General features: G+C 43.2%; 25 protein-coding genes. 2 read left to right on the forward strand and 23 right to left on the reverse strand.

The window, feature by feature from the left end:
• Window positions 1-16 precede the first annotated feature (16 nt).
• The 5 genes from yaaA to A0739_RS00285 form a co-directional block, all read right to left on the reverse strand.
• The gene (yaaA, locus tag A0739_RS00270; RefSeq protein ID WP_061586671.1) at window positions 17-745 is read right to left on the reverse strand and encodes a peroxide stress protein YaaA; all 729 of its coding nucleotides are present in this window, start codon (window positions 743-745) and stop codon (window positions 17-19) included.
• 79 nt (window positions 746-824) lie between these two features.
• Window positions 825-956, reverse strand: a complete 132-nt coding sequence (locus tag A0739_RS09915; RefSeq protein WP_002874755.1) for a DUF3953 domain-containing protein — start codon at window positions 954-956, stop codon at window positions 825-827.
• 86 nt (window positions 957-1042) lie between these two features.
• On the reverse strand, window positions 1043-2638 hold the full coding sequence (locus A0739_RS00275) for a hypothetical protein (RefSeq protein ID WP_061586672.1): 1596 nt from the start codon (window positions 2636-2638) through the stop codon (window positions 1043-1045).
• Window positions 2639-2649: 11 nt separating this feature from the next.
• Window positions 2650-3060, reverse strand: coding sequence for a peptide deformylase (locus A0739_RS00280; protein WP_000412254.1), 411 nt, complete (start codon window positions 3058-3060; stop codon window positions 2650-2652).
• 104 nt (window positions 3061-3164) lie between these two features.
• Complete coding sequence (locus tag A0739_RS00285; RefSeq protein WP_061586673.1) at window positions 3165-5861, reverse strand: cation-translocating P-type ATPase; 2697 nt, start codon at window positions 5859-5861, stop codon at window positions 3165-3167.
• A 307-nt stretch (window positions 5862-6168) separates the two neighbouring features.
• On the opposite strand from A0739_RS00285, the gene A0739_RS00290 reads away from it, so the two are divergent.
• Entirely contained in the window at window positions 6169-7362 is a 1194-nt protein-coding gene (locus A0739_RS00290) for a cation diffusion facilitator family transporter (protein WP_061586674.1), read from the forward strand.
• A 50-nt stretch (window positions 7363-7412) separates the two neighbouring features.
• Here the strand turns inward: A0739_RS00290 and A0739_RS00295 are convergent, their stop codons facing one another.
• The 9 genes from A0739_RS00295 to cdaA all read right to left on the reverse strand — a co-directional run bounded on the left by A0739_RS00295 (window position 7413) and on the right by cdaA (window position 16325).
• The gene (locus tag A0739_RS00295; protein WP_061586675.1) at window positions 7413-8024 is read right to left on the reverse strand and encodes a hypothetical protein; all 612 of its coding nucleotides are present in this window, start codon (window positions 8022-8024) and stop codon (window positions 7413-7415) included.
• Window positions 8021-9889: an ABC-F family ATP-binding cassette domain-containing protein gene (locus A0739_RS00300; protein WP_061586676.1), complete on the reverse strand. Its 1869-nt coding sequence runs from the start codon at window positions 9887-9889 to the stop codon at window positions 8021-8023. The genes A0739_RS00295 and A0739_RS00300 overlap by 4 nt, the downstream gene beginning before the upstream one ends.
• Window positions 9886-11085: a CCA tRNA nucleotidyltransferase gene (locus tag A0739_RS00305; protein WP_082243768.1), complete on the reverse strand. Its 1200-nt coding sequence runs from the start codon at window positions 11083-11085 to the stop codon at window positions 9886-9888. Before A0739_RS00305 ends, A0739_RS00300 begins: the two co-directional genes overlap by 4 nt.
• Window positions 11082-11849, reverse strand: a complete 768-nt coding sequence (gene dapB, locus A0739_RS00310) for a 4-hydroxy-tetrahydrodipicolinate reductase (RefSeq protein ID WP_061586678.1) — start codon at window positions 11847-11849, stop codon at window positions 11082-11084. Before dapB ends, A0739_RS00305 begins: the two co-directional genes overlap by 4 nt.
• A 151-nt stretch (window positions 11850-12000) precedes the next feature.
• The gene (locus A0739_RS00315) at window positions 12001-12849 is read right to left on the reverse strand and encodes a DegV family protein (protein ID WP_061586679.1); all 849 of its coding nucleotides are present in this window, start codon (window positions 12847-12849) and stop codon (window positions 12001-12003) included.
• 2 nt (window positions 12850-12851) lie between these two features.
• Complete coding sequence (locus tag A0739_RS00320) at window positions 12852-13226, reverse strand: DUF1149 family protein (RefSeq protein WP_001050092.1); 375 nt, start codon at window positions 13224-13226, stop codon at window positions 12852-12854.
• Between the two features lie 74 nt (window positions 13227-13300).
• Entirely contained in the window at window positions 13301-14653 is a 1353-nt protein-coding gene (glmM, locus tag A0739_RS00325) for a phosphoglucosamine mutase (protein ID WP_061586779.1), read from the reverse strand.
• A gap of 30 nt (window positions 14654-14683) precedes the next feature.
• Window positions 14684-15481 carry a CdaR family protein gene (locus A0739_RS00330; RefSeq protein ID WP_061586680.1) on the reverse strand — a complete coding sequence of 266 codons (798 nt, stop codon included), beginning with the start codon at window positions 15479-15481 and terminating at the stop codon, window positions 14684-14686.
• Entirely contained in the window at window positions 15468-16325 is an 858-nt protein-coding gene (gene cdaA, locus A0739_RS00335) for a diadenylate cyclase CdaA (protein WP_001011082.1), read from the reverse strand. The genes A0739_RS00330 and cdaA overlap by 14 nt, the downstream gene beginning before the upstream one ends.
• A gap of 136 nt (window positions 16326-16461) precedes the next feature.
• Here cdaA and A0739_RS00345 point away from each other — a divergent pair, with 136 nt between their 5' ends.
• Complete coding sequence (locus A0739_RS00345; protein ID WP_061586681.1) at window positions 16462-17430, forward strand: NAD(P)/FAD-dependent oxidoreductase; 969 nt, start codon at window positions 16462-16464, stop codon at window positions 17428-17430.
• Between the two features lie 32 nt (window positions 17431-17462).
• On the opposite strand, the gene whiA is transcribed toward A0739_RS00345, so the two are convergent.
• From whiA to cmk, 9 genes are all read right to left on the reverse strand, one after another.
• Window positions 17463-18374: a DNA-binding protein WhiA gene (gene whiA, locus A0739_RS00350; protein WP_000011290.1), complete on the reverse strand. Its 912-nt coding sequence runs from the start codon at window positions 18372-18374 to the stop codon at window positions 17463-17465.
• Window positions 18371-19348: a YvcK family protein gene (locus A0739_RS00355; protein ID WP_061586682.1), complete on the reverse strand. Its 978-nt coding sequence runs from the start codon at window positions 19346-19348 to the stop codon at window positions 18371-18373. The genes whiA and A0739_RS00355 overlap by 4 nt, the downstream gene beginning before the upstream one ends.
• On the reverse strand, window positions 19345-20235 hold the full coding sequence (rapZ, locus tag A0739_RS00360) for an RNase adapter RapZ (RefSeq protein WP_061586683.1): 891 nt from the start codon (window positions 20233-20235) through the stop codon (window positions 19345-19347). Before rapZ ends, A0739_RS00355 begins: the two co-directional genes overlap by 4 nt.
• A 51-nt stretch (window positions 20236-20286) precedes the next feature.
• On the reverse strand, window positions 20287-20667 hold the full coding sequence (locus A0739_RS00365) for a RidA family protein (RefSeq protein WP_042902708.1): 381 nt from the start codon (window positions 20665-20667) through the stop codon (window positions 20287-20289).
• A 9-nt stretch (window positions 20668-20676) separates the two neighbouring features.
• Entirely contained in the window at window positions 20677-21264 is a 588-nt protein-coding gene (gene yihA, locus A0739_RS00370; RefSeq protein WP_000405203.1) for a ribosome biogenesis GTP-binding protein YihA/YsxC, read from the reverse strand.
• Between the two features lie 8 nt (window positions 21265-21272).
• Window positions 21273-22505, reverse strand: a complete 1233-nt coding sequence (gene clpX / locus A0739_RS00375) for an ATP-dependent Clp protease ATP-binding subunit ClpX (RefSeq protein ID WP_002874765.1) — start codon at window positions 22503-22505, stop codon at window positions 21273-21275.
• A gap of 31 nt (window positions 22506-22536) precedes the next feature.
• Window positions 22537-22707 carry a hypothetical protein gene (locus A0739_RS00380; protein WP_061586684.1) on the reverse strand — a complete coding sequence of 57 codons (171 nt, stop codon included), beginning with the start codon at window positions 22705-22707 and terminating at the stop codon, window positions 22537-22539.
• On the reverse strand, window positions 22707-23213 hold the full coding sequence (locus tag A0739_RS00385) for a dihydrofolate reductase (RefSeq protein WP_061586685.1): 507 nt from the start codon (window positions 23211-23213) through the stop codon (window positions 22707-22709). Before A0739_RS00385 ends, A0739_RS00380 begins: the two co-directional genes overlap by 1 nt.
• Window positions 23214-23331: 118 nt before the next feature.
• Complete coding sequence (gene cmk / locus A0739_RS00390; RefSeq protein WP_061406661.1) at window positions 23332-24006, reverse strand: (d)CMP kinase; 675 nt, start codon at window positions 24004-24006, stop codon at window positions 23332-23334.
• Window positions 24007-24008: the final 2 nt, after the last annotated feature.

The following is a 24008-nucleotide window of genomic DNA, read 5'->3' on the forward strand; positions in this document are numbered from 1 at the left end:
CTCGAATGAGCTGGTTTTATGCTTGTTTCACAAAGACGAGTTCTAAGTCACTGGATAAATCAGGTTGGTAGTCAAAGCCTGCAAAACTGAGCTTGCGAGCTTGTTCGACTGTATGGATTTGCCCCTCTATCAAGGCGGTCAAAAAGGCACCACGGGCTTTTTTTGAAATGGTTGAGTGGATTTTCAACTGGCCTGCCTTGTCCTCCATAAATTTGAAGGTCACCATCTTTTCTCTAATTTCCTTCGAAAATACGGTTTCAAACTCTGATGATAGGAGTGAGAATATCAAGTCCTCGTCCTGAAGTGCCTCATCATAGGCTGATTTCCAATGAGTCTTTAGGGTTTTTCTAGCCACTTTTAACTTCATCAAGAAGTCCAAACGGTGAGGAGCCATGGGAGATAAGGCAGGGACAACACCGTATAAAGCCGAGGTAATCAGGACATGATTTTCAAGATAGGTTTGTTCAGCCTTGGTTAACTCATCTCGTTTGATGTGACGATACATGAGACCATCGAAAAGTTTCAAGGCTGGATAATGTTTAGCCCTGTGATCTTTTAAAGCTTGAATATGAGCGTACTCTTCTTCTGCTTTCTCGGCAGATACCTTATAAAAAGTCTCTAATTCACTGGCTGAGTAGTGCGCCAGTGAGTCAAGGACTACCTGACTTTCTTCCCTCAAGGGGAGCGCTTCGATACAAGGATGGTCTGTGTTCATTTCTTTTGCTGTTGGGATTAAAATTTTCATATTGTTAGTGTAGCATATTTTTCAACCACGACCAAGAATTTCATCTTAAAAACCTCGGTTCACACCGAGGTTTCTCTGTTTATTTTGGCCATCCTAACCAGATAGCCACGAGAACAAGGGCTGTGCCAGCTAAGCTTGTTAAGATAGATAAGAATTTATCTTTTTTCTCCTTGAACTGAGAAAACCTATTTTTATACTCAATGAAAATCAAAGAGCAAACTAGGAAGCTAGCCGCAGGCAGTACTTGAGTACGGCAAGGCGACGCTGACGTAGTTTGAATTTGATTTTCGAAGAGTATTATTGTACTTTAAAGGTCTTGAGATAATTATCTTTTCCAACTTGACCTTCAAAGGATTGCCCATTTTCAAGGTAAGGAAGGTCGTCTGACACGGAAGCCTTGACTTTATAAATCTTGCCATCAACTTTGAAGAAGTAGACGGTGTCACCCTTGATAACAGCTGATTTAAGGTCTGAAACCACTCCCTTGATGTTTTCTACCGTTTCATTATCCAGCTCGAGGTCGTTTTTATTGGCATATTTGCTGAGGAGTTCATCTACTGTAGCTGCTACGATGACGTTTTGGTACTCTACTGCATCAACCAAAGCATACTCCTTGACCAAACCTGCATTGTCCTTCAATCCCATGATGTAGAGCGGTTTGTCATTGAGATTGACAAGGATAGGGAAGGTCGCCTTATAGGCTTTTTCCTGCACTGCTCCTTCTGCGGAAGCACGGGCTGATTCTTCGGTTGCTGAAGCTAGATTGTACTTGGTGATTTCACCAGTGCGCATATTTTCAAGGATAAATCCTAGATTACTTTCGTCAGCGTTGGCTGAAGTCACCCCAGTGTAGAGATAAATGTCATTTCCGATAGAAAGATAGTTATAGCCCTCGGTCGTTTGGGTAACGTTTTTCTTAGAAATCAAGGCATTCCAGAAGCCGTCTTTATACTTGCCGTTATAGTTGATTTGCTGGATGGTTTCTTCTGCTGGATAGACACGATCCACCCATTCTGGTACTTCATCCAAGCTGTATTCCTTGGTTTCTCCATTGGTGGCGTCTAAGATAATAACAGACGAAGGGCGAGGAACTCCTAGACCAAACTGCTTTTGATAAACGGTTGCTACATAGAAAGGATTGCCTTCATCATCCACCTCAAAGGAGGGCGTTTTAAAAATCTTGGTTGGGTACTTGATCCGAAGATGACGTTTGACGTCTCGGTTAAAATACTCGGAGTCTGAATACTTCATTGGCGTTTTTAAATCCACCAATTCCGCATTTCCTGTCACCATATCAACCTTGATATACTCGCCAATTCCCTTGGACTGATTATTAAACCATTTGATCGGGTCGGCATACTCCAAAGGAGTTACTCGATAAGGTTTGCCATCAACCGTCAGCTGGGTATAAGTATCTGCTGCTACGTACTGGGAGACCTTATCCGTCAGAGAGCCTAGATAACGATCTCCAATCTTCTCTGCAGTGCTCCGATCTAGGATTGGAACCTTACTGGTATCACTCTTAGGAAAATCTTTAAAATCTTTTTCTGTGATAGACACCACATTAGCATAATTTTTTGCTTGGAAAAAGCTAGAGGTTACTAGGCTTACCAGACCAGCAAGGGCAAAAATGATAGCTGCAGTCAGAAACAATCCTCTACTAAGTTTGGTAAAAAGGAATCCTTCTAGATTGAGATCTTTGGTAGCCTTGCCATGGCGTAGGTGAACAGTTTTGAGGAGATTGGTACCCTTGCGGAAACTAAACAAAATCCCCATCACCACCAAATGCCCACAGAGAAAGAAGATGAATTCCCAACTAGTCAGATTGAAGGGTGGTAAAAATATATACCAGGTCGTTGCGATAAAAACAAGTTCAAATAGTATGCGTTTCATCTGAATTCCTCCTAAATAATCCGTCCTTCCAAATGATCCAGTTCATGTTGGCAGATCTGAGCTGGAAAACCTGTTAACGTAATGGTCTGTTCCTGCCACTTACTATCTCGATAGGAAACCGTAATCGTTTCATAACGAGTTGTTGATCGCACCCCAGTCAAGGACAAACACCCTTCCTCTGTCTCGTAAGGTCCTATGTAGGAAAGGAGAACGGGATTAAACATAACCATGGGAACCAAGCCAAGATTAAAGATAATGACACGCTTCTGCACACCAATCATATTGGCCGCTAGACCGACACAGGTCTCGCGATTAGCCAGCAGGGTATCCTGCAAATCCTTAGCCAGATAAAGGTCTTCCTGACTTGCAGGTTTCGAGACCTGCGACAAGAATAAGACATCTCGGACAATTTTCTTTTCCATTCTCTTACGCTCCTTACATCTTTACTTTATTATAGCACAAAAGGGGGCAACTTCTAGTCCTTTCCCTCAAATGCAAAAAAAGCCATCCGAAGATGACTTTCTTTTTAAATCGCGTTCTTATCAAGACCAAGTTTACGTTGAACAAACTTGACGATTTCGACGATAAGTATCATTGAGAAGCTTCCAGCTAGAACAATAGCCCATTGTGACAAGTCTAGTTTGGTTACGTGGAAGATACCTTCAAGTGGTTCTACAACGATGGTCGCCATCAGAAGGATGAAGGATACCAAGATGGACCAGTTAAAGGTCTTAGACTTGAATGGGCCAACTGTCAAGATGGATTGGTAAACAGACTTGACATTGTAGGCATGGAATAGTTGAATCAAACCAAGGGTTGCAAAGGCCATAGTAAGGGCATCCGCATGAATGGCATGATTGTCACCCACATGAACTGGGTAAGCAATTGCAAGTCCATAAACACTCATAACAATAGCTGCTTGGAGTACACCTTGATAGATGATAGAACTCAAAACACCACCTGAGAAGAAGCTTGACTTACGTCCACGAGGTTTGTGGGTCATAACACCTGGCTCAGCAGGTTCAACACCAAGAGCGATAGCTGGGAAGGTATCGGTTACCAAGTTGATCCACAAAAGATGAACTGGCTGCAAGACGTCCCAACCAAACAAGGTTGATAAGAAGATAGTTAATACTTCAGCAGTATTGGCAGAAAGTAAGTACTGAATAGTCTTTTGAATGTTTGAGAAGACCTTGCGTCCTTCTTCAACTGCGACGATAATGGTCGCAAAGTTATCATCTGCAAGAATCATGTCAGAAGCCCCCTTAGAAACCTCTGTACCAGTGATTCCCATACCGATACCGATATCGGCTGTTTTCAGAGCTGGCGCATCATTAACACCGTCACCTGTCATAGCAACAACCTTACCTTGTTTTTGCCAAGCCTTGACGATACGAACCTTGTGTTCTGGAGATACACGCGCGTAGACAGAGTATTGACCAACGACTTTTTCAAATTCTTCATCAGAAAGTTCGTTAAGCTCAGCACCAGTCAAAACATGGTCTTCCGAGTCATTTTCGTCGATAATTCCCAAACGTTTGGCAATAGCTTCTGCTGTGTCTTGGTGGTCACCAGTGATCATGATTGGACGGATTCCCGCTTCCTTAGCGACACGAACAGCTTCTGCTGCTTCGGCACGTTCAGGGTCAATCATTCCAATCAATCCAGTAAAGATCAAGTTGTTTTCAAGCTCTTCAGAAGTAAGATTTTCTGGAATACTGTCGATAGTCTTATAAGCACCTGCAAGGACACGCAAGGCTTGGTGAGCCATTTCCGAGTTATTTGTATGGATTAATTCAGTGACTTTCTCATCAATCGGAGCAACATCTCCAGCTTTATCACGAGCAACACAGCGTTTCAAAAGTTGATCTGGAGCCCCCTTGACTGCCACGAGGAATGTACCATCTGGCAATGGATGAACCGTTGACATGAGTTTACGATCTGAGTCAAACGGCAATTCAGCTACACGAGGATATTTCTCTAAAAATCCTTTAACATCGTAGCCCTTGTCCAAGGCATACTGGATGAAGGCTGTTTCCGTTGGATCCCCGATCAGGTTTCCTTCTGCATCAATCTTAGTATCATTAGCCAAAACAACAGAACGAAGAAGAGGCATGTCCAAGCCAAGTTCAATATCATCAGCTGAGTCATGTAGGACTGCGTCGTAGAAGACTTTTTCGACTGTCATCTTGTTCATGGTAAGCGTACCAGTCTTATCAGAAGCGATGATTTCTGTTGAACCAAGTGTTTCTACTGCTGGCAACTTACGAACGATAGAGTTTCGTTTGGCCAAAACTTGAGTACCAAGGGCAAGAACGATCGTCACGATAGCAGGAAGTCCTTCTGGAATGGCTGCAACAGCAAGCGCAACAGAGGTCATCAACTCACCAAGTGGATTTTTACCTTGAATGAAGACTCCAACTACAAAAGTAACAAGGGCAATGACCAAAATTGCATAGGTCAAGACCTTAGAAAGGTTGTTCAAGTTTTGTTTGAGTGGTGTATCCGTCTCATCCGCATCTTGGAGCATGCCAGCGATATGACCCACTTCCGTGTACATACCTGTATTGACAACAACGCCAAGACCACGACCATAAGTCACATTTGAGTTTTGGAAGGCCATATTGACACGGTCACCAATACCAGCATCTGCAGAGAGCTCGACAGTCAAGTCTTTTTCGACTGGAACAGACTCACCTGTCAATGCTGCTTCTTCGATTTTAAGTGAATTAGCTTCTAGCAAACGTAGGTCTGCTGGTACGACGTCACCTGCTTCAAGGGCAACGATATCACCTGGTACCAATTCTTTGGAATCAATCTCAGCCATGTGCCCATCACGAATAACGCGAGCAGCTGGACTAGACATAGACTTGAGGGCTTCGATGGCTTCTTCTGCTTTTCCTTCTTGGTAAACACCAAAGGCAGCGTTGATGATAACCACGGCTAGGATAATGATGGCATCTGCGATATCTTCCCCACCAGAAGTTACGACTGACAAGATAGCCGCAGCAACTAGGATGATAATCATCAAATCCTTAAATTGCTCGATAAACTTGACTAGGAGAGATTTTTTCTCACCCTCTTCCAGTTCATTGCGTCCATATTCAGCTAGACGTTTCTGCGCTTCGCTTGACGAAAGACCTTGCTCAGTTGCTTCAACTGACTTCAAGACCTCTTCAGGACTTTGAGTGTAAAACGCTTGGCGTTTTTGTTCTTTTGACATGTGTCTCCTCCTTGACATTGTGTGCAAAACAAGTTCTCTTTTAGTTTTATGACAAACAAAAAGAGACCTGTTAATCATAACAAGTCTCGCTGTTTAAGATAGCGCCGGAAAGAATACTTTGCAGTATAAAATTCGGAATGACGACACTATCACAGGTTTCTGCCAGCTACTCCCTTGAGTAGTACTATTATATCAAAATTTGAACAATTTTCAAGAATTAAAATCCGATGAAACAAGACTAAATTTGAATTTTCCCATGAAAACCAGTATAATGAAAACAGAATCTCAGCACTAGAAAGGAAGTCCGATGAACCAATCCATGTCAAATCTCAAGTTGGCGGAACGTGGTGCCATTATCAGCATTTCGACCTACCTCCTATTATCTACGGCAAAATTAGCGACTGGCCACCTCCTACAGTCTTCCAGTTTGGTAGCGGATGGTTTCAACAACGTATCCGATATTATCGGAAATGTTGCTCTTCTGATCGGTATTCGGATGGCGCGCCAACCTGCAGACCGTGATCATCGCTTTGGTCACTGGAAAATCGAAGATTTGGCTAGCTTGATTACTTCCATCATCATGTTCTATGTTGGTTTTGATGTGCTTCGGGACACCATTCAGAAAATCCTCAGTCGGGAACAGACGGTTATCGACCCTCTGGGTGCAACTCTCGGAGTCATCTCTGCGGCAGTCATGTTCGCAGTTTATCTCTATAATACTCGCCTCAGTAAGAGATCCAAATCCAAGGCCCTCAAGGCTGCCGCCAAGGACAATCTTTCCGATGCTGTTACCTCACTTGGTACTTCCATTGCCATCCTAGCCAGCAGTTTCAACTATCCTATCGTGGATAAACTGGTCGCTATCATCATCACCTTCTTTATCTTAAAGACAGCCTATGATATCTTTATAGAGTCTTCCTTTAGTCTTTCAGATGGTTTTGACGACCGTCTGCTGGAAGATTATCAGAAGGCCATCATGGAGATTCCAAAGATTAGTAAGGTTAAGTCTCAAAGAGGTCGCACCTACGGTAGCAATATCTACCTTGATATCACACTGGAGATGAATCCCGATCTATCAGTCTATGAAAGTCACGAAATTGCAGACCAGGTCGAATCCATGCTGGAAGAGCGTTTTGGAGTCTTTGATACCGATATCCACATCGAACCTGCTCCTATACCTGAAGACGAAATTTTGGACAATGTCTATAAAAAACTACTCATGCGCGAGCAATTGATTGACCAAGGGAATCAGCTAGAAGAACTCCTTGCTGAGGACTTTCTCTATATCCGTCAAGATGGAGAGCAGATGGACAAGGGCGCTTATAAAGTTGCAAAAGAACTACCTACTACAATCAAGGATATTCAAATTACTTCCATTAGTCAAAAAACCAAGCTCATTTGCTATGAGTTAGATGGTATCGTCCACACCAGTATCTGGCGTCGCCATGAAACTTGGCAAAATATCTTCCACCAGGAAACAAAAAAAGAAGACAAAGAGTAACCCTATCCAGTGGATAGGGCTTTTTTGATTGATTTTTAAGCTAAACTGGATTATAGCTGTTTGAAAGATTTGCTTTTCGAAGCTTGTTTTGTCTGTTTTCTTGCTTGACGATTTTGCTCGATGCGCCATTCTCTTTCATAATACTTCATAGTCTCGTATGCCCTTTCAGGAAGACCTACATCTAATAGAAAGATAGGGATAAGCAAATCTGCTGACTGATGAAAAGGGAAACACCTTCTCTTCAGTAGGACTATAAGTGATTGGGATTTCGCATTTTCCTTGTTTTTAAAATCAACTTCAATCCGATAGGAATCCCTATACTTCCCTCGAATCCGAGAGAAGGAAAATTCTTCTACATCAGCCCAAGCGTAAAATTGACTGGGTTTCTTTGGATTCGGTTTGTAGTAAAACCCCTCAACAGTACATCTCAAATATTCCTTATCGGAACTTAACAGTCTGTATGTCTGATAAATGACTACTCCAGCACAAAAAAGTACAAACAGCATCAACAAAAGACTTACCGTATGAAGTCCCGTCCCCTTTTGCGAATACGAATGGAGATAATAGAGAGGTAACAAGAAGAAAAGCACCGAAGCTAGGCCAAACAAGGCATTCCAAATGATTTTCTTTGGACTACGCTTAATGACTTTTTCTTCCATCATACCAACTCACTTAAATATTCATAGCGTTCGTATTTTTCAAGGAGTTCTTCGTTTTTCTCGTCTAGCTCTTTTTGAAGAGTCGCTAGTTTACCAAAGTCGGAGCCATTTGCCTGCATTTCTTCTTCAATGGATGCGATACGATTTTCTAAGGCTTCAATATCGCCTTCAATGCTTGCCCACTCCTGCTTTTCTTGATAGGTCATACGCTTCTTGTCTTCACGAACTTTGACCGCTTTCTCTTTTTCGGCCTTTTGAACTTGACTTGCTGTTTCTGCTTCAAAAGCTTTTTCGTCAAGGTAATCAGTGTAATGGCCAAAGAAAGGACGAATCTTACCATCCTCAAAAGCTAGAATCTTAGTCGCTACCTTATCAAGGAAATAGCGATCGTGGCTGACTGTTAAAACAGGACCAGCAAAACCTTGCAAGAAATTCTCCAAAACTGTTAAGGTCGCAATATCCAGATCATTTGTCGGCTCGTCCAAAAGCAGAACATTGGGTTTTTCAAGGAGAAGTTTAAGGAGATAGAGACGTTTTTTCTCTCCTCCAGACAACTTCTCAATCAAGGTTCCATGCGTCGAACGTGGAAAGAGGAATTGCTCTAGCAACTCAGCGATGGAAGTTGTAAAACCACCGCTAGTCTTGACCTCCTCTGCCACTTCCTGCAGGTAATTGATAACTCGCTTGCTCTCATCCATGCCCTCAATTTGTTGAGAGAAATAGGCGATACGAACGGTTTCCCCAATCACAACTTGACCTGCTGTTGGCTCAAGACTTCCTGCGATGAGATTAAGCAGAGTTGACTTCCCGACACCATTATCCCCAACGATTCCGATACGGTCTTTGGCTTGCACCAAGAGATTAAAATCTTGCAAAATTGGCTTGTTTTCATAGGCAAAGGAAACATCCTGAAACTCGATGACTTTCTTCCCAATCCGACTGGTTTCAAAGTTCATGGTCAAGTCTGTATCAGCAACGCCACCTGAAACTTCTTTTTTCAAATCGTGGAAACGATTGATACGGGCCTGTTGCTTGGTCGCACGCGCTTGCGGTTGTCTGCGCATCCAGGCTAATTCTTGCTTATAGAGTTGTTCTTTTTTGTGAAGGAGAGCGGCATCGCGTTCATCTTGTTCGGCCTTGAGGCGAACATAGTCCTGGTAATTTCCCTGATACTCGGTCAAGCCTGCGCGGTCCAACTCGAAAATCCGCGTTGATAATGCATCTAAAAAATAGCGATCATGGGTGATAAAGAGAACCGTCTTCTTGGAATTTTTCAAAAAGAGGGTCAGCCACTCGATGGTCGCAATGTCCAGATGGTTGGTCGGCTCGTCCAGTAACAAGAGGTCGTGGTTGCCTAGGAGAACTTGCGCCAACTGAACACGTCTTCTCAGACCACCTGACAATTCACCAACTGGAGTTGACAAATCCTGAATACCCAACTTGCTGAGAACGGTCTTGACCTGACTTTCGATTTCCCAGGCTTGGAGAGAATCCATCTCCGCCATAACGCGTTCCAATCGAGCCTGCTTGTCCTCACTGTAGTTGAGCATGAGGAGTTCATACTCACGAATCAACTGGATTTCCTTGAGGTCGCTGGACAGAACGGTATCTAGAACAGTCTTACTGTCGTCAAAATCTGGATCCTGAGTCAAGTAGCCAATCTGGTAATCATTTTTAGCCAAAAAAGGACTGACATCCCCATCAAAGCCTGAAACACCTGATAAAACATCTAAAAGGGTGGTCTTACCCGTTCCATTGACACCAATCAGACCGATTCTGTCCAAATCATGGATGATAAAAGAAATATCCTTAAAAACGGTCTTGTCACCAACGGATTTACTTAGTTTTTCAACGATAAAATCACTCATTTTTTCTCCCTCAGGTAAGTATGAATGGCATCACGGTCATTCTCCAAGTCACCATCGACAATGGCAAACTCAATCTCAGTTAAAATATCTCCCAAATCTGGACCTGGCTGGTAACCATATTCCTTGATTAAAATACCACCGTTAATCTGGATTTCTTTCTTGTCATGAATGGTCAAACTCTGGTAAGTTTCTGTGATAAGTTGGGGGTTGACCTCTTTTCCTTGGGCTTGACGAAGACGTTCAGCTTGTAGAAGGGAATCCAAGTCAAAACGGTAACAATCACGCTTGCTCAATTCTCCCTTTTCACGCAGAGCTAAAATAGTCAGCAAATCCTGAACCTGCTTTGCAAATTGACGTGAGGTTTTCCAATGCTTCAAAAATGACTGTGCATCCTTAATCTCCAAAGCCCACAAGAGGGCCGCCCAAGCTTGCTCAGAAGACTCAAAGGTGAAATCCGCCTCTAAATCAAACAATTTTTGGAGCTTTTCTCGACTGTCTGCCATATCAGGGAGGTAATCATAAGCTTGACTCTCAATCATGGAAAACAGGCCAACACGCCAAAAAGGTGCAAGCAAGAGTTTGTCAAATTCAACAAAGGTACGCTCCACAGAAATTTTTTCCAAGAGTGGTGTCAAGGATTTCATGGCTTCAAATGTTTCTCGCTCAAGTTTAAAACCGAGACTGGCCTGAAAACGAAAACCACGCATGATACGTAAGGCATCTTCATTGAAGCGCTCACTAGGTACTCCAACTGCTCGCAAGACTTGATTTTCCAGATCTTTGAGACCATGGAACAAATCGATGATTTCTCCTGTCTCATCCAAGGCAAAGGCGTTGACTGTGAAATCACGGCGCTTGAGATCTTCTTCTAGCGAGCGCACAAAGGAAACTGCACTGGGTCTGCGATAGTCTACATAGACATCCTCTGTCCGAAAGGTGGTTACCTCATACTCCTCGTCACCATCTAAAACCAAGACAGTTCCGTGCTCGATTCCGATATCAGCTGTTCGCGGAAAAATCTGCTTGGTTTCCTCTGGATAGGATGAAGTCGCAATATCCACATCATGGATGGGACGATGGAGAATGGCATCTCTGACAGAGCCTCCAACAAAATAGGCTTCAAAACCTGCTTCTTTAATTTTTTCTAATACTGGTAAAGCCTTCTGAAATTCAGAAGGCATTTGTGTTAATCTCATAATAAGTGTTCTAATCCATAGACAAGCTCATGACGCTTGACAACTTCTTTGATTCCCAAATTGACCCCTGTCATGAAGGAGCTGCGATCATAGGAGTCATGACGGAGTGTCAATCCTTCTCCTTGATTGCCAAAGATGACTTCTTGATGGGCTACCAAGCCTGGTAGACGGACTGAATGGATTCGCATACCATCAAAATTAGCACCACGGGCACCTGCAATCAATTCTTCCTCATCAGGCGCACCTTGCTGAATAGACTCCCGAACTTCAGCCATCAACTCAGCTGTTTTGATAGCTGTTCCACTCGGAGCATCTTTTTTCTTGTCATGATGAAGCTCGATAATCTCCACATTTGGGAAATATTTGGCAGCCTGGGACGCAAATTGTATCAGCAAGACCGCACCCAAGGCAAAGTTAGGGGCTATCAAGCCACCCAAATCTTGTTCACGGGAAAATGCTTTTAGTTCTGTAATTTCTTCACTAGTGAATCCTGTTGTTCCAACTACTGGAGCAAAACCATTTTCAAGGGCAAAGCGCGTATTTTCGTAAGCAACAGCTGGTGTGGTGAAATCCACCCAGACATCAGCCTCAAATCCAACCAAGGCTGCCTTATCATTGAAGACAGGAATTCTCTGCCATTCTGACTCAGACTCAAAAGGATCCAAAACTGCCACCAAGTCCAAGTCAGGATCAGCCAAAACCATCTGACAAGCGGCCTGGCCCATCTTTCCCTTAAACCCAGCAATAATCACTCGAATACTCATCACTACTCCTGACTAAGATATAAAGGACGTTAGCTGCCCATGAAAAATAGGGAATGGCGCTGACTTTCCATGAAAGGTAAGACAGGCAACTTTTTTCAAGAGGCAGGTAGTCCGTGTTCAATTTCTAAGATACAAAGCCTGTAAGAACAATTTAGACGATTGGTGTATAGCTCAAGGCAATACTGCCTTCTCCAAGGTGGGTCCCAATGACACTACCAAAGCTGACAATTGGAATCTCAGAATTCACACCACTCTCAATCAAGAGTTGGCGCAAATCTGTCGCCTTTTGAGGAGCGTTCCCATGAATGACTGTAATACGGTAGTCCCCATCTTTTGTCAACTCTTTGATGATTTCCACCAAACGTTTGGTTGCTTTTTTCTCTGTACGAACTTTTTCGTAAACTTCAATTACACCTTGGTCATTAAAGTAAAGAATGGGCTTGATACTGAGAAGATTTCCTAGGATGGCAGCCCCATTTGATAGACGTCCTCCCTTAACCAAGTGATCAAGGTCATCTACTATGATAAAGGCTGAATTATCAGCGATTTGGATAGCCAATTTCTCCTGAATCTGAGCAAAATCATCACCCTGTTCTGCCCATTCAAAAGCACTCTCTACCATAAATCCTAGAGGAGCACTTGTGATATGGGTATCAGGAAAGGCAATGGTCAAATCTTCATACTCGTCTAACATATATTGGATATTCTGATAAAAACCTGAAATCCCTGACGAAAGAAAGAGCCCCAAGACATGGCTATAGCCCTCTTCTTTCAAGGAACTTAGAATCTCATCCAATTTAGCAATACTTGGTTGACTGGTCTTAGGCAATTCAGCAGACTGAGCCATTTTTTGATAAAATTCCTCAGCAGTCAGATTGACACCTTCGACATACTCTTCCCCATCAATATTGACAGGAATATCCAAGATAAATAGATTCTCTCTTTGCAGCGTCTTCTCCTCTAAATAGGCGGAAGAATCTGTAATGACAGCTAATTTCATGACTAAAACTCCAAATTGATCCCTGGAAGATCCAAGGCGATTTCTGTTACTTCATACGTCAAACGATTGAGCATGTTCAAACATGGACGTGCCAGAGTTTCAACTTCTTCTTGGTTAAATTCGCTTGGTTCATTAACAATACGACCTTCCACATGGTTCACTTGGGAAATTGTTCCGCTGATGACAAATTTGTCAAAGACAATCATAAAGCTCAAGATAACGACTAAAGAAGTCACTTGGTTTTCTTGGTCATGTTGGAGTAACTGAAAGTTCACGTCTACCTTGGTTTCAGGAGCTCCATTTTCATTTTCCCATTCAAAGTTACGAGCATCAAAGTGATACTGGCTAACAAATTCTTGTTCTCGTTTAAGATTCATTTTTCTCTCCCTTTGCTACAATTTACTATGCAATTGTACCACATTTTTATCATTTCATCTAGTTTTTCTAGGCTTTAGTCAATTCCGATTTCATCTTTAACCACAGCAGCAATCGTATCGACATAGTAGTTGACTTCTTCTGTTGTTGGCGCTTCTGCCATGACACGCAAGAGGGGTTCTGTTCCACTTGGGCGGACAAGGATACGGCCGTTGCCTGCCATCTCTTCTTCCATCTTTTCGATGATGGCTTTGATAGCTGGTACTTCCATGGCTTTTTCTTTCATGGCATTTTCCACTCGGATATTGACCAATTTTTGTGGGTAAATCGTCACTTCTGATGCCAGTTGAGACAAGCTTTTGCCTGTTTCTTTCATGATTTTGGTCAATTGGACAGCTGATAATTGACCATCACCAGTTGTATTGTAATCCATCAAGATAACGTGACCAGACTGTTCACCACCAAGGTTGTAGCCTGATTTTCTCATTTCTTCGACAACATAGCGATCTCCAACTGCAGTGACTGCTTTGTTAATGCCAGCACTCTCCAAGGCCTTATGGAAGCCAAGGTTAGACATGACGGTTGTCACGATGGTGTTTTGAGCTAACTGGCCTTTTTCAGAAAGGTATTTCCCGATGATGTACATAATCTTATCACCATCGACGATGTCGCCATTTTCATCGACAGCAATCAAACGGTCACTGTCTCCGTCAAAGGCCAAACCAATAGCTGACTGGCTTTCTTTGACTAGTTCTTGGAGAGCTTCTGGGTGTGTTGAACCAACATTCAAGTTGATATTAAGACCATCTGGTGTCTCACCGATAACTGTTAACTGAGCACCTAAATCAGCAAAAATCTGACGAGCACTCGTAGCTGCTGCACCGTTGGCTGTATCCAAGGCCACTTTCATCCCTTCGAGAGGCGCTCCAGTTGAAACAAGGTAGCCTTCATACTTACGTAAGCCTTCTGGATAGTCCACTAAGGTTCCCAATCCTTCGGCACTTGGACGAGGAAGTGTGTCTTCGGCAGCGTCCAACAAGGCTTCGATTTCTGCTTCTTTTTCGTCATCAAGTTTGAAGCCATCCCCACCAAAGAACTTAATTCCATTATCAAGGGCTGGGTTGTGACTCGCTGAAATCATGACACCCGCACTAGCTTCCTCAGTTTTAACCAAATAAGCTACTGCTGGTGTTGCAAGGACACCGAGTTTGTAGACGTGAATCCCTACTGATAGAAGACCTGCCACCAAGGCAGATTCTAGCATTTCTCCTGAGATACGTGTATCACGTCCTACAAAGACTTTAGGGGCTTCCGTTTCATGTTGGCTAAGAACATATCCACCAAAACGTCCCAATTTAAAGGCCAATTCTGGCGTCAGTTCTACGTTTGCTTCTCCACGGACTCCATCGGTCCCAAAATATTTACCCATGTTGTTAATCATCCTTTTCTACTTTTTTATTTATTCTTGTTTAGACGAGTCTGGTTTTGTTTCTGAACTCGTTGAAGACGAGCTGCTAGTCGAGGACCCTGTTGATGAGGTCGTTGACGAAGAACTCGAGCTAGACGATACTGTCTTAGTTGTAATTTTCATTGTAGTGTCAAATGGCATAATGACGCTTGGCAAGACATTTCCATTTTTATCGACTGCTTGTAGAGGAACAGAGGCTGAATAGTTACCTGTTATCCGTTCACTCGTTGGCAAGATGGCAATGACACGATCTACTCTAGAGAGAGTTTCCTCGTCACTAATAACCGTTACTTTTTCATCTGAAACAGTTACTGTGTCGATTTTGACCCGAGAATCAATCTGACTAGGATCAATCTCAGGCACAACGATTACATTGTCTCGTTTTGCTTTTTTACCAACCTTGACTGTTATCTTTTGCGGAGTTGCAACAGCCGTCAAACCACTCGGTAAATTTTCAATGGTTAGAGGAACTTCAATGGTCCCTACACTGGCATTGGTTAAGTCAGCTTTGACCTTGAATTTTCGAGTGCTTTCCTGCATCTCGCTCGCTAAAGCAACTCTATTTGATCCAGTTAGGAAGACAGTAACTTCAGATGTAAAACCACTGATAAAGTACTGGTCGCTATCATACTGAATATCGATTGGGACATTAAGGACCGTGTTGGTGTAGGTTTCTGTCCTCACCTGTCTGGCACTATTGCTATTCTGATAGTTTGTAGAAGTCGCGTAGATAAAGAGGATGCAGGCGAAAAAGAAGGAAGAAATAATATAAAGACTATTTTTTCTCATGTTTCAATCCTCCTAGCAAACGCTCTTTCAAACCTTGTTTTTCCTCTGATGCTGGAAGTAAGATTCTTCTCAATTCAGATTCAAACTCTTCCAAGGTCAAATCATGCTTAAAGACTCCATTATAGGTAATGGAGATTCCACCTGTTTCCTCAGAAACCACAAAGGTAAGAGCATCCGATACTTCTGACAAACCAATCGCCGCCCTGTGGCGTGTTCCAAACTCCTTGGAAATTCCTGTATTTTCAGTCAGGGGTAGGTAGGCTGAAGTTACTGCAATCCGATCTTCTCTGACAATGACCGCACCATCGTGTAAGGGAGTATTTGGGATAAAGATATTAATCAATAACTCAGAAGAGATTTTCGCATCTAGAGGAATTCCAGTTGAGATATATTCCTGCAAGGTTCTCACTCGCTGAACAGCAACCAGAGCACCTATCTTACGTGGACTCATGTACTCGACTGATTTGACAAAGGCACGAACCATTTGCTCTTCCGCACTAATAGGGGCATTGTAGAAGAAATCAGTAGCTCGACCTAATCTCTCCAAACCAGTACGAATCTCTGGCGAAAAGATAACCACCGCTGCGATGACCCCGTAGGTGATAATCTGATTGATCAACCATGAAATGGTCGTTAAGCCAATCATATTTGACAGAATCTGACCTAGAATAAAGACCAAGACTCCCCGAACCAAGATCATGATTTTAGTCCCTGCAATCGCTTTGGTAAAATGATACAAAATATAAGTCACAATCAAAATATCAATCAGATTGATGACTATCGTCCAAGGACTTGAAAACAAACTCGTCCAGTATTGCAAATTGGATAATTGTTGAAAATTCATCCCTGGCCTCCTCCCTGTCAAAACACTTTCCGTACTATTATACCATTTTCTACTCATTTTTTCCCCATCCTACTTCATTTTAAATTAAGCAAAATTATGATAAAATAAACTGACTAGAAAAAACGAAGGAGAAATCATGTCTCAACTCTATGATATTACCATTGTAGGTGGCGGTCCTGTCGGCCTCTTTGCTGCCTTTTACGCCCACCTACGCCAAGCCAAAGTCCAAATCATCGACTCTCTTCCCCAGCTCGGTGGTCAGCCTGCCATCCTATACCCTGAAAAGCAAATCCTTGATGTGCCAGGTTTTCCAAACTTAACTGGGGAAGAGCTGACCAATCGCCTGATTGAACAGCTAAACGGCTTTGAAACACCGGTTCACCTCAACGAAACTGTTCTTGAAATCGAGAAACAAGAAGAAAACTTTACAATTCAAACTAACAAAGGAAGCCACCTGACTAAAACAGTCATTATTGCCATGGGTGGTGGTGCCTTTAAACCTCGTCCGCTCGAATTAGATGGCGTCGAAAACTATGAAAATATCTACTACCACGTTGCCAATATCCAGCAATACGCTGGCAAGAAAGTGACTATCCTTGGTGGAGGGGACTCAGCAGTTGACTGGGCATTGGCTTTTGAAAAAATCGCCCCAACTACTCTTGTTCACCGTCGAGATAATTTCCGTGCCTTGGAACATAGTGTGCAAGCTCTACAAGAATCATCTGTGACTATCAAGACACCATTCGTTCCTAGCCAACTCCTTGGAGATGGAAAAACACTCGATAAACTGGAAATCACCAAAGTCAAATCTGATGAAGCCGAAACGATTGAGGTAGACCACCTCTTTGTCAACTACGGCTTCAAGTCTTCTGTCGGAAATCTTAAAAAATGGGGCCTCGATCTCAACCGTCATAAGATTATCGTCAATAGCAAACAAGAATCTAGCCAAACAGGTATCTATGCTATCGGAGACTGCTGCTACTACGAAGGAAAGATTGATTTGATTGCCACAGGACTTGGAGAAGCACCTACAGCTGTGAACAATGCTATCAACTACATCGACCCTGACCAAAAAGTACAACCCAAACACTCAACCAGTTTATAAGAAAAGAACCACGGATTAGTTAATCCGTGGTTTTATAATTCATCTGCAATTTTGTTAATTTTTCTCAGTCTGTGGTTGACACCACTTTTGGTCAGGGGATTGCTCAGGCTATCTGCCAACTGCTGGATAGAGTAGTCTGGGTGTTGGATCCGCAAGCGAGCCACCTCCTGCAAATCCACTGGTAAATTTTCCAAGCCCATTCTATCTTTGATTTTACTGATATTATTGATGGTTTTCATGCTGGCAGAAACTGTCCGAGCGATATTGGCTGTTTCAGCGTTATTGGCTCGATTGAGATCGTTACGGGTTTCACGCAAAATCTTGACGCGCTCAAAGTTATCACGCGCCTGCATGGCTCCAATCACAATCAAGAAATCCATGATGTCCTCTGCACGCTGGAGATAGGTAACTGCACCTTTCTTTCGCTCAATAACCTTGGCGTCCAGCAAAAACTGCTGAAGGAGAGAGGCCAGTCCTTGGGCGTGGTCCAGATAAACGGAACTAATCTCCAACTGGTACTTGCCAGACTCAGGATCTCGAATACTACCATTTGCCAGAAAGGCCCCACATAAGTAGGCACGACCTGCTTCTTCATCTGCTAAAATATCAGGATCAATGCCTGTCTCCAAACCAAAGAAGGAATCTGCAAGCCGCAAATCAGCTAAAAGCTCCTGTACCCTCTCATCAGTGTAGACCGTATAGACACGGTTCTTGCGAAGATTGCTTCTCTGATGGTGACGAATCTCTGACTTGATTTCATAAAAATGGAGAAAGGACTCATAAAGGTGCCGAGCTAACTTGGCATTTTCAGTCACAACAGACAAGGTCAAGCCCGAAGTCGAGAGACCAATACTGCCAGACATCTTGATGATGGCTGATAGTTCATGACGACTGAGATGGTGCTGACCAAGAATCTCTTCTTTTACTGCAACTGTAAAACTCATTTTCGCACCTGTATAATTCGCATCAATTCATCCACAATCAAATCCCCATCGTGGAAGGCTCCTCCATTTTCCAAACGAAGGAAATTGGAAGAAATCACACGAGGAACCTGCTTGCAGAGACCAGCAAAATCATGTTCCACCTGTACCAAATATTCATCGAAACGGTTGGTATCCATGTATTCTCTAGGAACCTTCTCAATATTGACCAAGACTGTATCAATAAAAGGCCGACCTAGATGGCGATGGAGAACTTCCACATGGTCACTGTCTGAAAAGTGCTCTGTTTCCCCACGCTGGGTCATGATATTGCAGACATAGGCTATCTCTGCCTTGGTCTCCAAGAGTGCTTGTCCAATCTCTTCGATCACGATATTGGGTAAAATCGATGTAAAGAGGGAACCAGGACCCAAGACGATCATGTCACTCTCGAGAATGGTATTGACTACTCGACGGCTGGCTTGCGGTGTTTCATCATCCAAGGTATTGGTCACATAGACATGGTCAATCATGCCTGGATGATCTGCAATATGGCTCTCACCCGCCACCTCAGAACCGTCCTTAAAGACTGCATGTAGCGTCAAAGGGTGGTCACTTGATGGGTAAATCTTCCCTGTTGTATGGAAAAAGAGACTTAGTAGCTGCATGGCATTGTAAGTAGATCCCTGCATTTCAGAAAGGCCTGCGATGATGAGATTCCCTAGGGGATGACCAGCAAAAGCGCCAGCCTCTTCTGAGAATCGGTACTGAAAAACCTTCTCATAAAACTTGGGCATATCCGACATGGCCACCAAAACATTACGAAGATCTCCAGGCGGTGTCAGTTGTTGGATATTCTTTCTTAGCTCACCAGAAGATCCACCATCATCGGCGACTGTTACGATGGCTGCAATCTCAACATCCTTTTCCCGCAAACTTTTCAAAATGACGGGGATACCAGTTCCTCCACCAATCACCGTTATTTTAGGTTTTCTCATGAACGGTTTACCGTTTCCTTTCTTCGGTCTTTGTCACGATGGCTTTCATTGACAGGCCAGTTTTTAGCTAAGTCCTCTGCGATTCGTTTGGCAAAGGCAACACTACGGTGTTGTCCACCTGTACATCCCACTGCAATAGTCAAAACAGACTTGCCTTCTTTTTTGTAACTTGGCAAAATGGGTTCAATCAAGGCGAGTAAGTGCTGATAGAAACTTTCAGACTCTTCATGATTCATCACATAGTCATAAACTGCTTGATCCTCACCTGTCTGATTACGGAGCTCCGGAAGGTAGTATGGATTTGGCAAGAAACGAACATCAAAGACCAAGTCTGCATCAATAGGGATACCATACTTGAATCCAAAAGACATGACCTCGATACGGAAAGACTGGGCTTGTTCTTGGTCCGAAAATTGCTCAGCAATGGTTTTACGAAGTTCACGCGGAGTAAGTTCTGTCGTATCCACCACATTTTGGCTCATGTTTTTCAAAGGTGCCAAAAGTTCACGTTCCAGCTTGATGCCGTCTAAAATTCTACCATCTGCTGCTAGAGGGTGACTCCGTCTGGTTTCTTTGTAACGGGCTACCAATTCCTTATCTTTTGCATCCAAAAAGAGGATTTTGAAATCCAATTCATCCTGGTTTTCCAATTCATCCAAAACAGCTTGAATCTCCGAGAAGAAGGAACGGCTACGCATGTCCACTACCAAAGCCAGTTTGTGGTCATCATCTTTGGTTTCGACCAACTGTAAAAACTTTGGCAAGAGGGCTGGCGGCATGTTGTCAATAGTGAAATACCCCAAATCCTCGAAGGACTGAATGGCTACGGTTTTTCCTGCACCACTCATCCCTGTCACAATCACTAGGTGAAGTTGTTTTTTTGTCATCTATCTCTCCTTATATCAAAAGAAGTTTGGCAAAACCAAACTTCAACTAGCTTATCCAATCTCTGCGATGACTTCAATTTCGACTTTCACATCGCGAGGAAGACGAGCTACTTCCACAGCTGAACGAGCTGGGAACTCCTCTTTGAAGGCCGTTTGGTAAACCTCATTAAAAGGAACAAAGTCGTTCATATCGCTCAAGAAGCAAGTTGTTTTGACAACGTGATCAAAGTCCGTTCCCGCTTCTGCCAAAATAGCACCAATGTTTTTCAAGACTTGCTCTGTCTGTTCTTGGATGGTCTCTCCTACAATCTCCCCAGTTTCAGGCAAAAGAGGAACTTGCCCACTCGCAAACAAAAGGTTGCCAACGATTTTTCCTTGAACATAAGGTCCGATAGCCTTTGGAGCTTTGTCTGTATGAATTGTTTTTGCCATTTCTTTCCCTCACAATTTTTCTAATATTGCATCCCAAGCCTGATCCATCCCTGCCTTGCTGACAGATGAAAAGAGAATGAAGTCGTCACTTGGGTCAAAGTTTAATTTCTTTTTGATTGCTGATTCGTGCTTGTTCCACTTACCGCGAGGAATTTTGTCCGCCTTGGTCGCAACGATGATAACCGGAATCTCATAATACTTGAGAAATTCGTACATCTGCACATCATCTGCTGACGGGTCGTGGCGGAGATCCACCAAACTAACAACCGCACGGAGATTTTCCCGAGTTGTCAGGTACTCCTCAATCATGCGACCCCACTTTTCACGTTCCTTTTTTGAAACGCGGGCATAGCCGTAACCTGGTACATCCACAAAACGCATCTTGTCATCAATGTTAAAAAAGTTAAGGAGCTGGGTTTTCCCAGGTTTTCCTGATGTACGGGCCAGATTCTTGCGGTTGAGCATGGTGTTGATAAAGCTGGACTTGCCAACATTGGAGCGTCCTGCAAGGGCAATCTCTGGCAGTTCATCCTGCGGATAGTGGGACTTGTTAGCTGCACTGAGCAAGATTTCAGCATTGTGTGTATTGATTTCCATAGTCACCTCTAGGCTGTTTCTAGGATTGGTTTTTCCGTTCCATCGACAGCTTCTTTGGTGATGCGGACCAATTTCACATTTTCCTGACTTGGTACTTCAAACATGACATCCAGCATGGTTTCTTCGATGATGGAGCGAAGACCACGCGCACCCGTTTTGCGTTCGATGGCTTTATTGGCAATCTCTTGAAGGGCTTCGTCGTCAAATTCCAACTCAACGTCATCATAAGAAAGCAAGGTTTGGTATTGTTTGACCAAGGCATTTCTTGGCTCTTTCAAGATGCGAACCAAGTCATCAACCGTCAATTGCTCAAGAGCTGCAAAGACAGGCAAGCGTCCAATCAACTCAGGGATAATACCGAATTTTTGAATATCTTCTGCAATGATTTCTTGCATGTAGGAGCTGTTTTCATCAATCGCCTTATTATTCTGTCCAAAGCCAATAACTTTTTCACCAAGACGTTGTTTAACGATTTCTTCGATGCCATCAAAGGCACCACCCACGATGAAGAGGATATTCTTGGTATCCACCTGAATCATCTCTTGTTGTGGATGTTTGCGTCCACCTTGAGGCGGCACGCTAGCAACGGTTCCCTCGATAATCTTGAGAAGGGCTTGTTGCACACCTTCACCAGAAACGTCACGTGTGATAGACACATTCTCGCTCTTCTTGGCAATCTTGTCAATTTCATCCACGTAGATAATCCCACGCTCTGCACGTTCGATGTTAAAGTCAGCAGCCTGCAAGAGTTTGAGGAGGATATTTTCCACGTCCTCACCCACATACCCAGCCTCAGTCAGAGCTGTCGCATCTGCAATAGCAAAAGGCACGTTCAAGCTCTTAGCCAAAGTCTGAGCCAAGAAAGTTTTCCCTGAACCAGTTGGACCAATCATCAGGATATTTGACTTCTGCAAATCCACATCTTCAGACTCTTCACGCGTATCGTGGAAATTAATGCGTTTGTAGTGATTGTATACAGCCACTGCCAAGGCACGTTTGGCACGATCTTGACCAATCACATAGTGATTTAGGATATTGAGGAGTTCGATTGGTTTTGGTACTTCAGACAAGTCTGCCAAAACTTCCTCGGCCAACTCCTCCCGAATGATTTCCTGGGCCAACTCCACACATTCATTACAGATAAAGGCGTTGTTCCCAGCGATTATTTTCTTTACTTCTTCTTGGCTTTTGCCACAAAATGAGCAATAAACCATCATATCATTTTTCCTATTTGTAGGCATGATTTCCTTCCATTCTAATTTATCATTCTATCTAAAATAAGGTCATATAAAAAGCATGGACACTGTTGACCAGATTGGTAAAAGCATTCAACCAGAGTAAGACAGACAGTCCATAGCGCTTCTTACGAAAAGCCTGTGCTCCCGCCAAAATACAGATCACGCACAAAAAGGCTGTAAAAAATCCAAATATACTGCGCTCCATTAGACTTCCTTTCTCTTTCGGTATTGGATGGTAAAATCATAGTCATTTTTCTCATCTCGGATATAGGATTTACTTGCGACTGTCTCAAAAAGAGACAAGTCAAAATCCTCAGGGAAATAGGTGTCTCCCTCCACCTGAGCATGAATCTGCGTCACGATGATTTCATCTAAATAGGGCTCAAAAGCCTGAAAAATCTGTTTCCCACCAATGATATAGAGATTTTTTTCTTGACTCTGATACCACGCTAAAACAGATTTCACATCTTGAAACACGAGCGCACCATCCACGACTTCGTCACTGTTTCGTGTCAAAATCAAGGTTTGGCGTTTGGGAAGCAGACGACGCCCCATTCCATCAAAAGTCACTCGTCCCATCAAGATGGCGTGGTTCAAAGTTGTTTCCTTAAAATGTTGTAATTCTGCTGGCAAATGCCAAGGAAGACGGTCTTCTTTACCAATCACACCTTTTTCATCTTGGGCCCAAATGGCTATGATTTTCTTTGTCATGCTTCCGTCCTTTTTATTGATACTACTATTTTATCAAAATTCTCCCAAAAAGGCTGTTTTGAAACGCACGCAAAAGAGAGAAAAGGAGCAGGCTTCATTTAGCCTGCTCCTCTCGTCCCTAGGACATATATTTTTTTGCTTCTGATTCGATTTTTTCGACTACTTCTTGGATACTCAATCCAGTTGTGTCGAGGTAAACTGCGTCTTCTGCTTGTTTGAGAGGTGAGGTTTCACGATGACTATCTTTGTAATCACGTGCCGCAATCTCTTCTTTCAGAGTTTCCAGGTCCGTCTCAATACCTTTAGCAATATTTTCCTTGTAACGACGCTCTGCTCTTTCTTCAACAGATGCTACTAGGAAAATCTTGAGTTCAGCTTGTGGTAAAACAACTGTCCCGATATCACGTCCATCCATGACAATACCACCTTGCTGGGCAATCTTCTGTTGGAGAGAGACCAGTTTCTCACGCACTTCTGGAATAGCCGCAATGCTTGAAACCTGGTTGGTCACTTCATTTTCACGGATAGGATGAGTAATATCTACATCACCAACAAAGACAAGTTGTTCACCTGCCTCTGAACGCCCAAAACTAATGGGGTGTTGGTCTAGGAGATGAAGAAGTTGGTCTACAGTTTCAGCATCTACTTGGTGTTTGATGGCCATATAGGTAGCCGCACGGTACATAGCTCCCGTGTCGAGATAAGTGTAGCCAAAATCTTTTGCGACGATCTTTGCGACCGTACTCTTACCACTGGAAGCAGGACCATCAATAGCAATTTGAATTGTCTTCATTT

The organism is Streptococcus oralis (assembly GCF_001588645.1).
Lineage (GTDB): Bacteria > Bacillota > Bacilli > Lactobacillales > Streptococcaceae > Streptococcus > Streptococcus oralis_AB.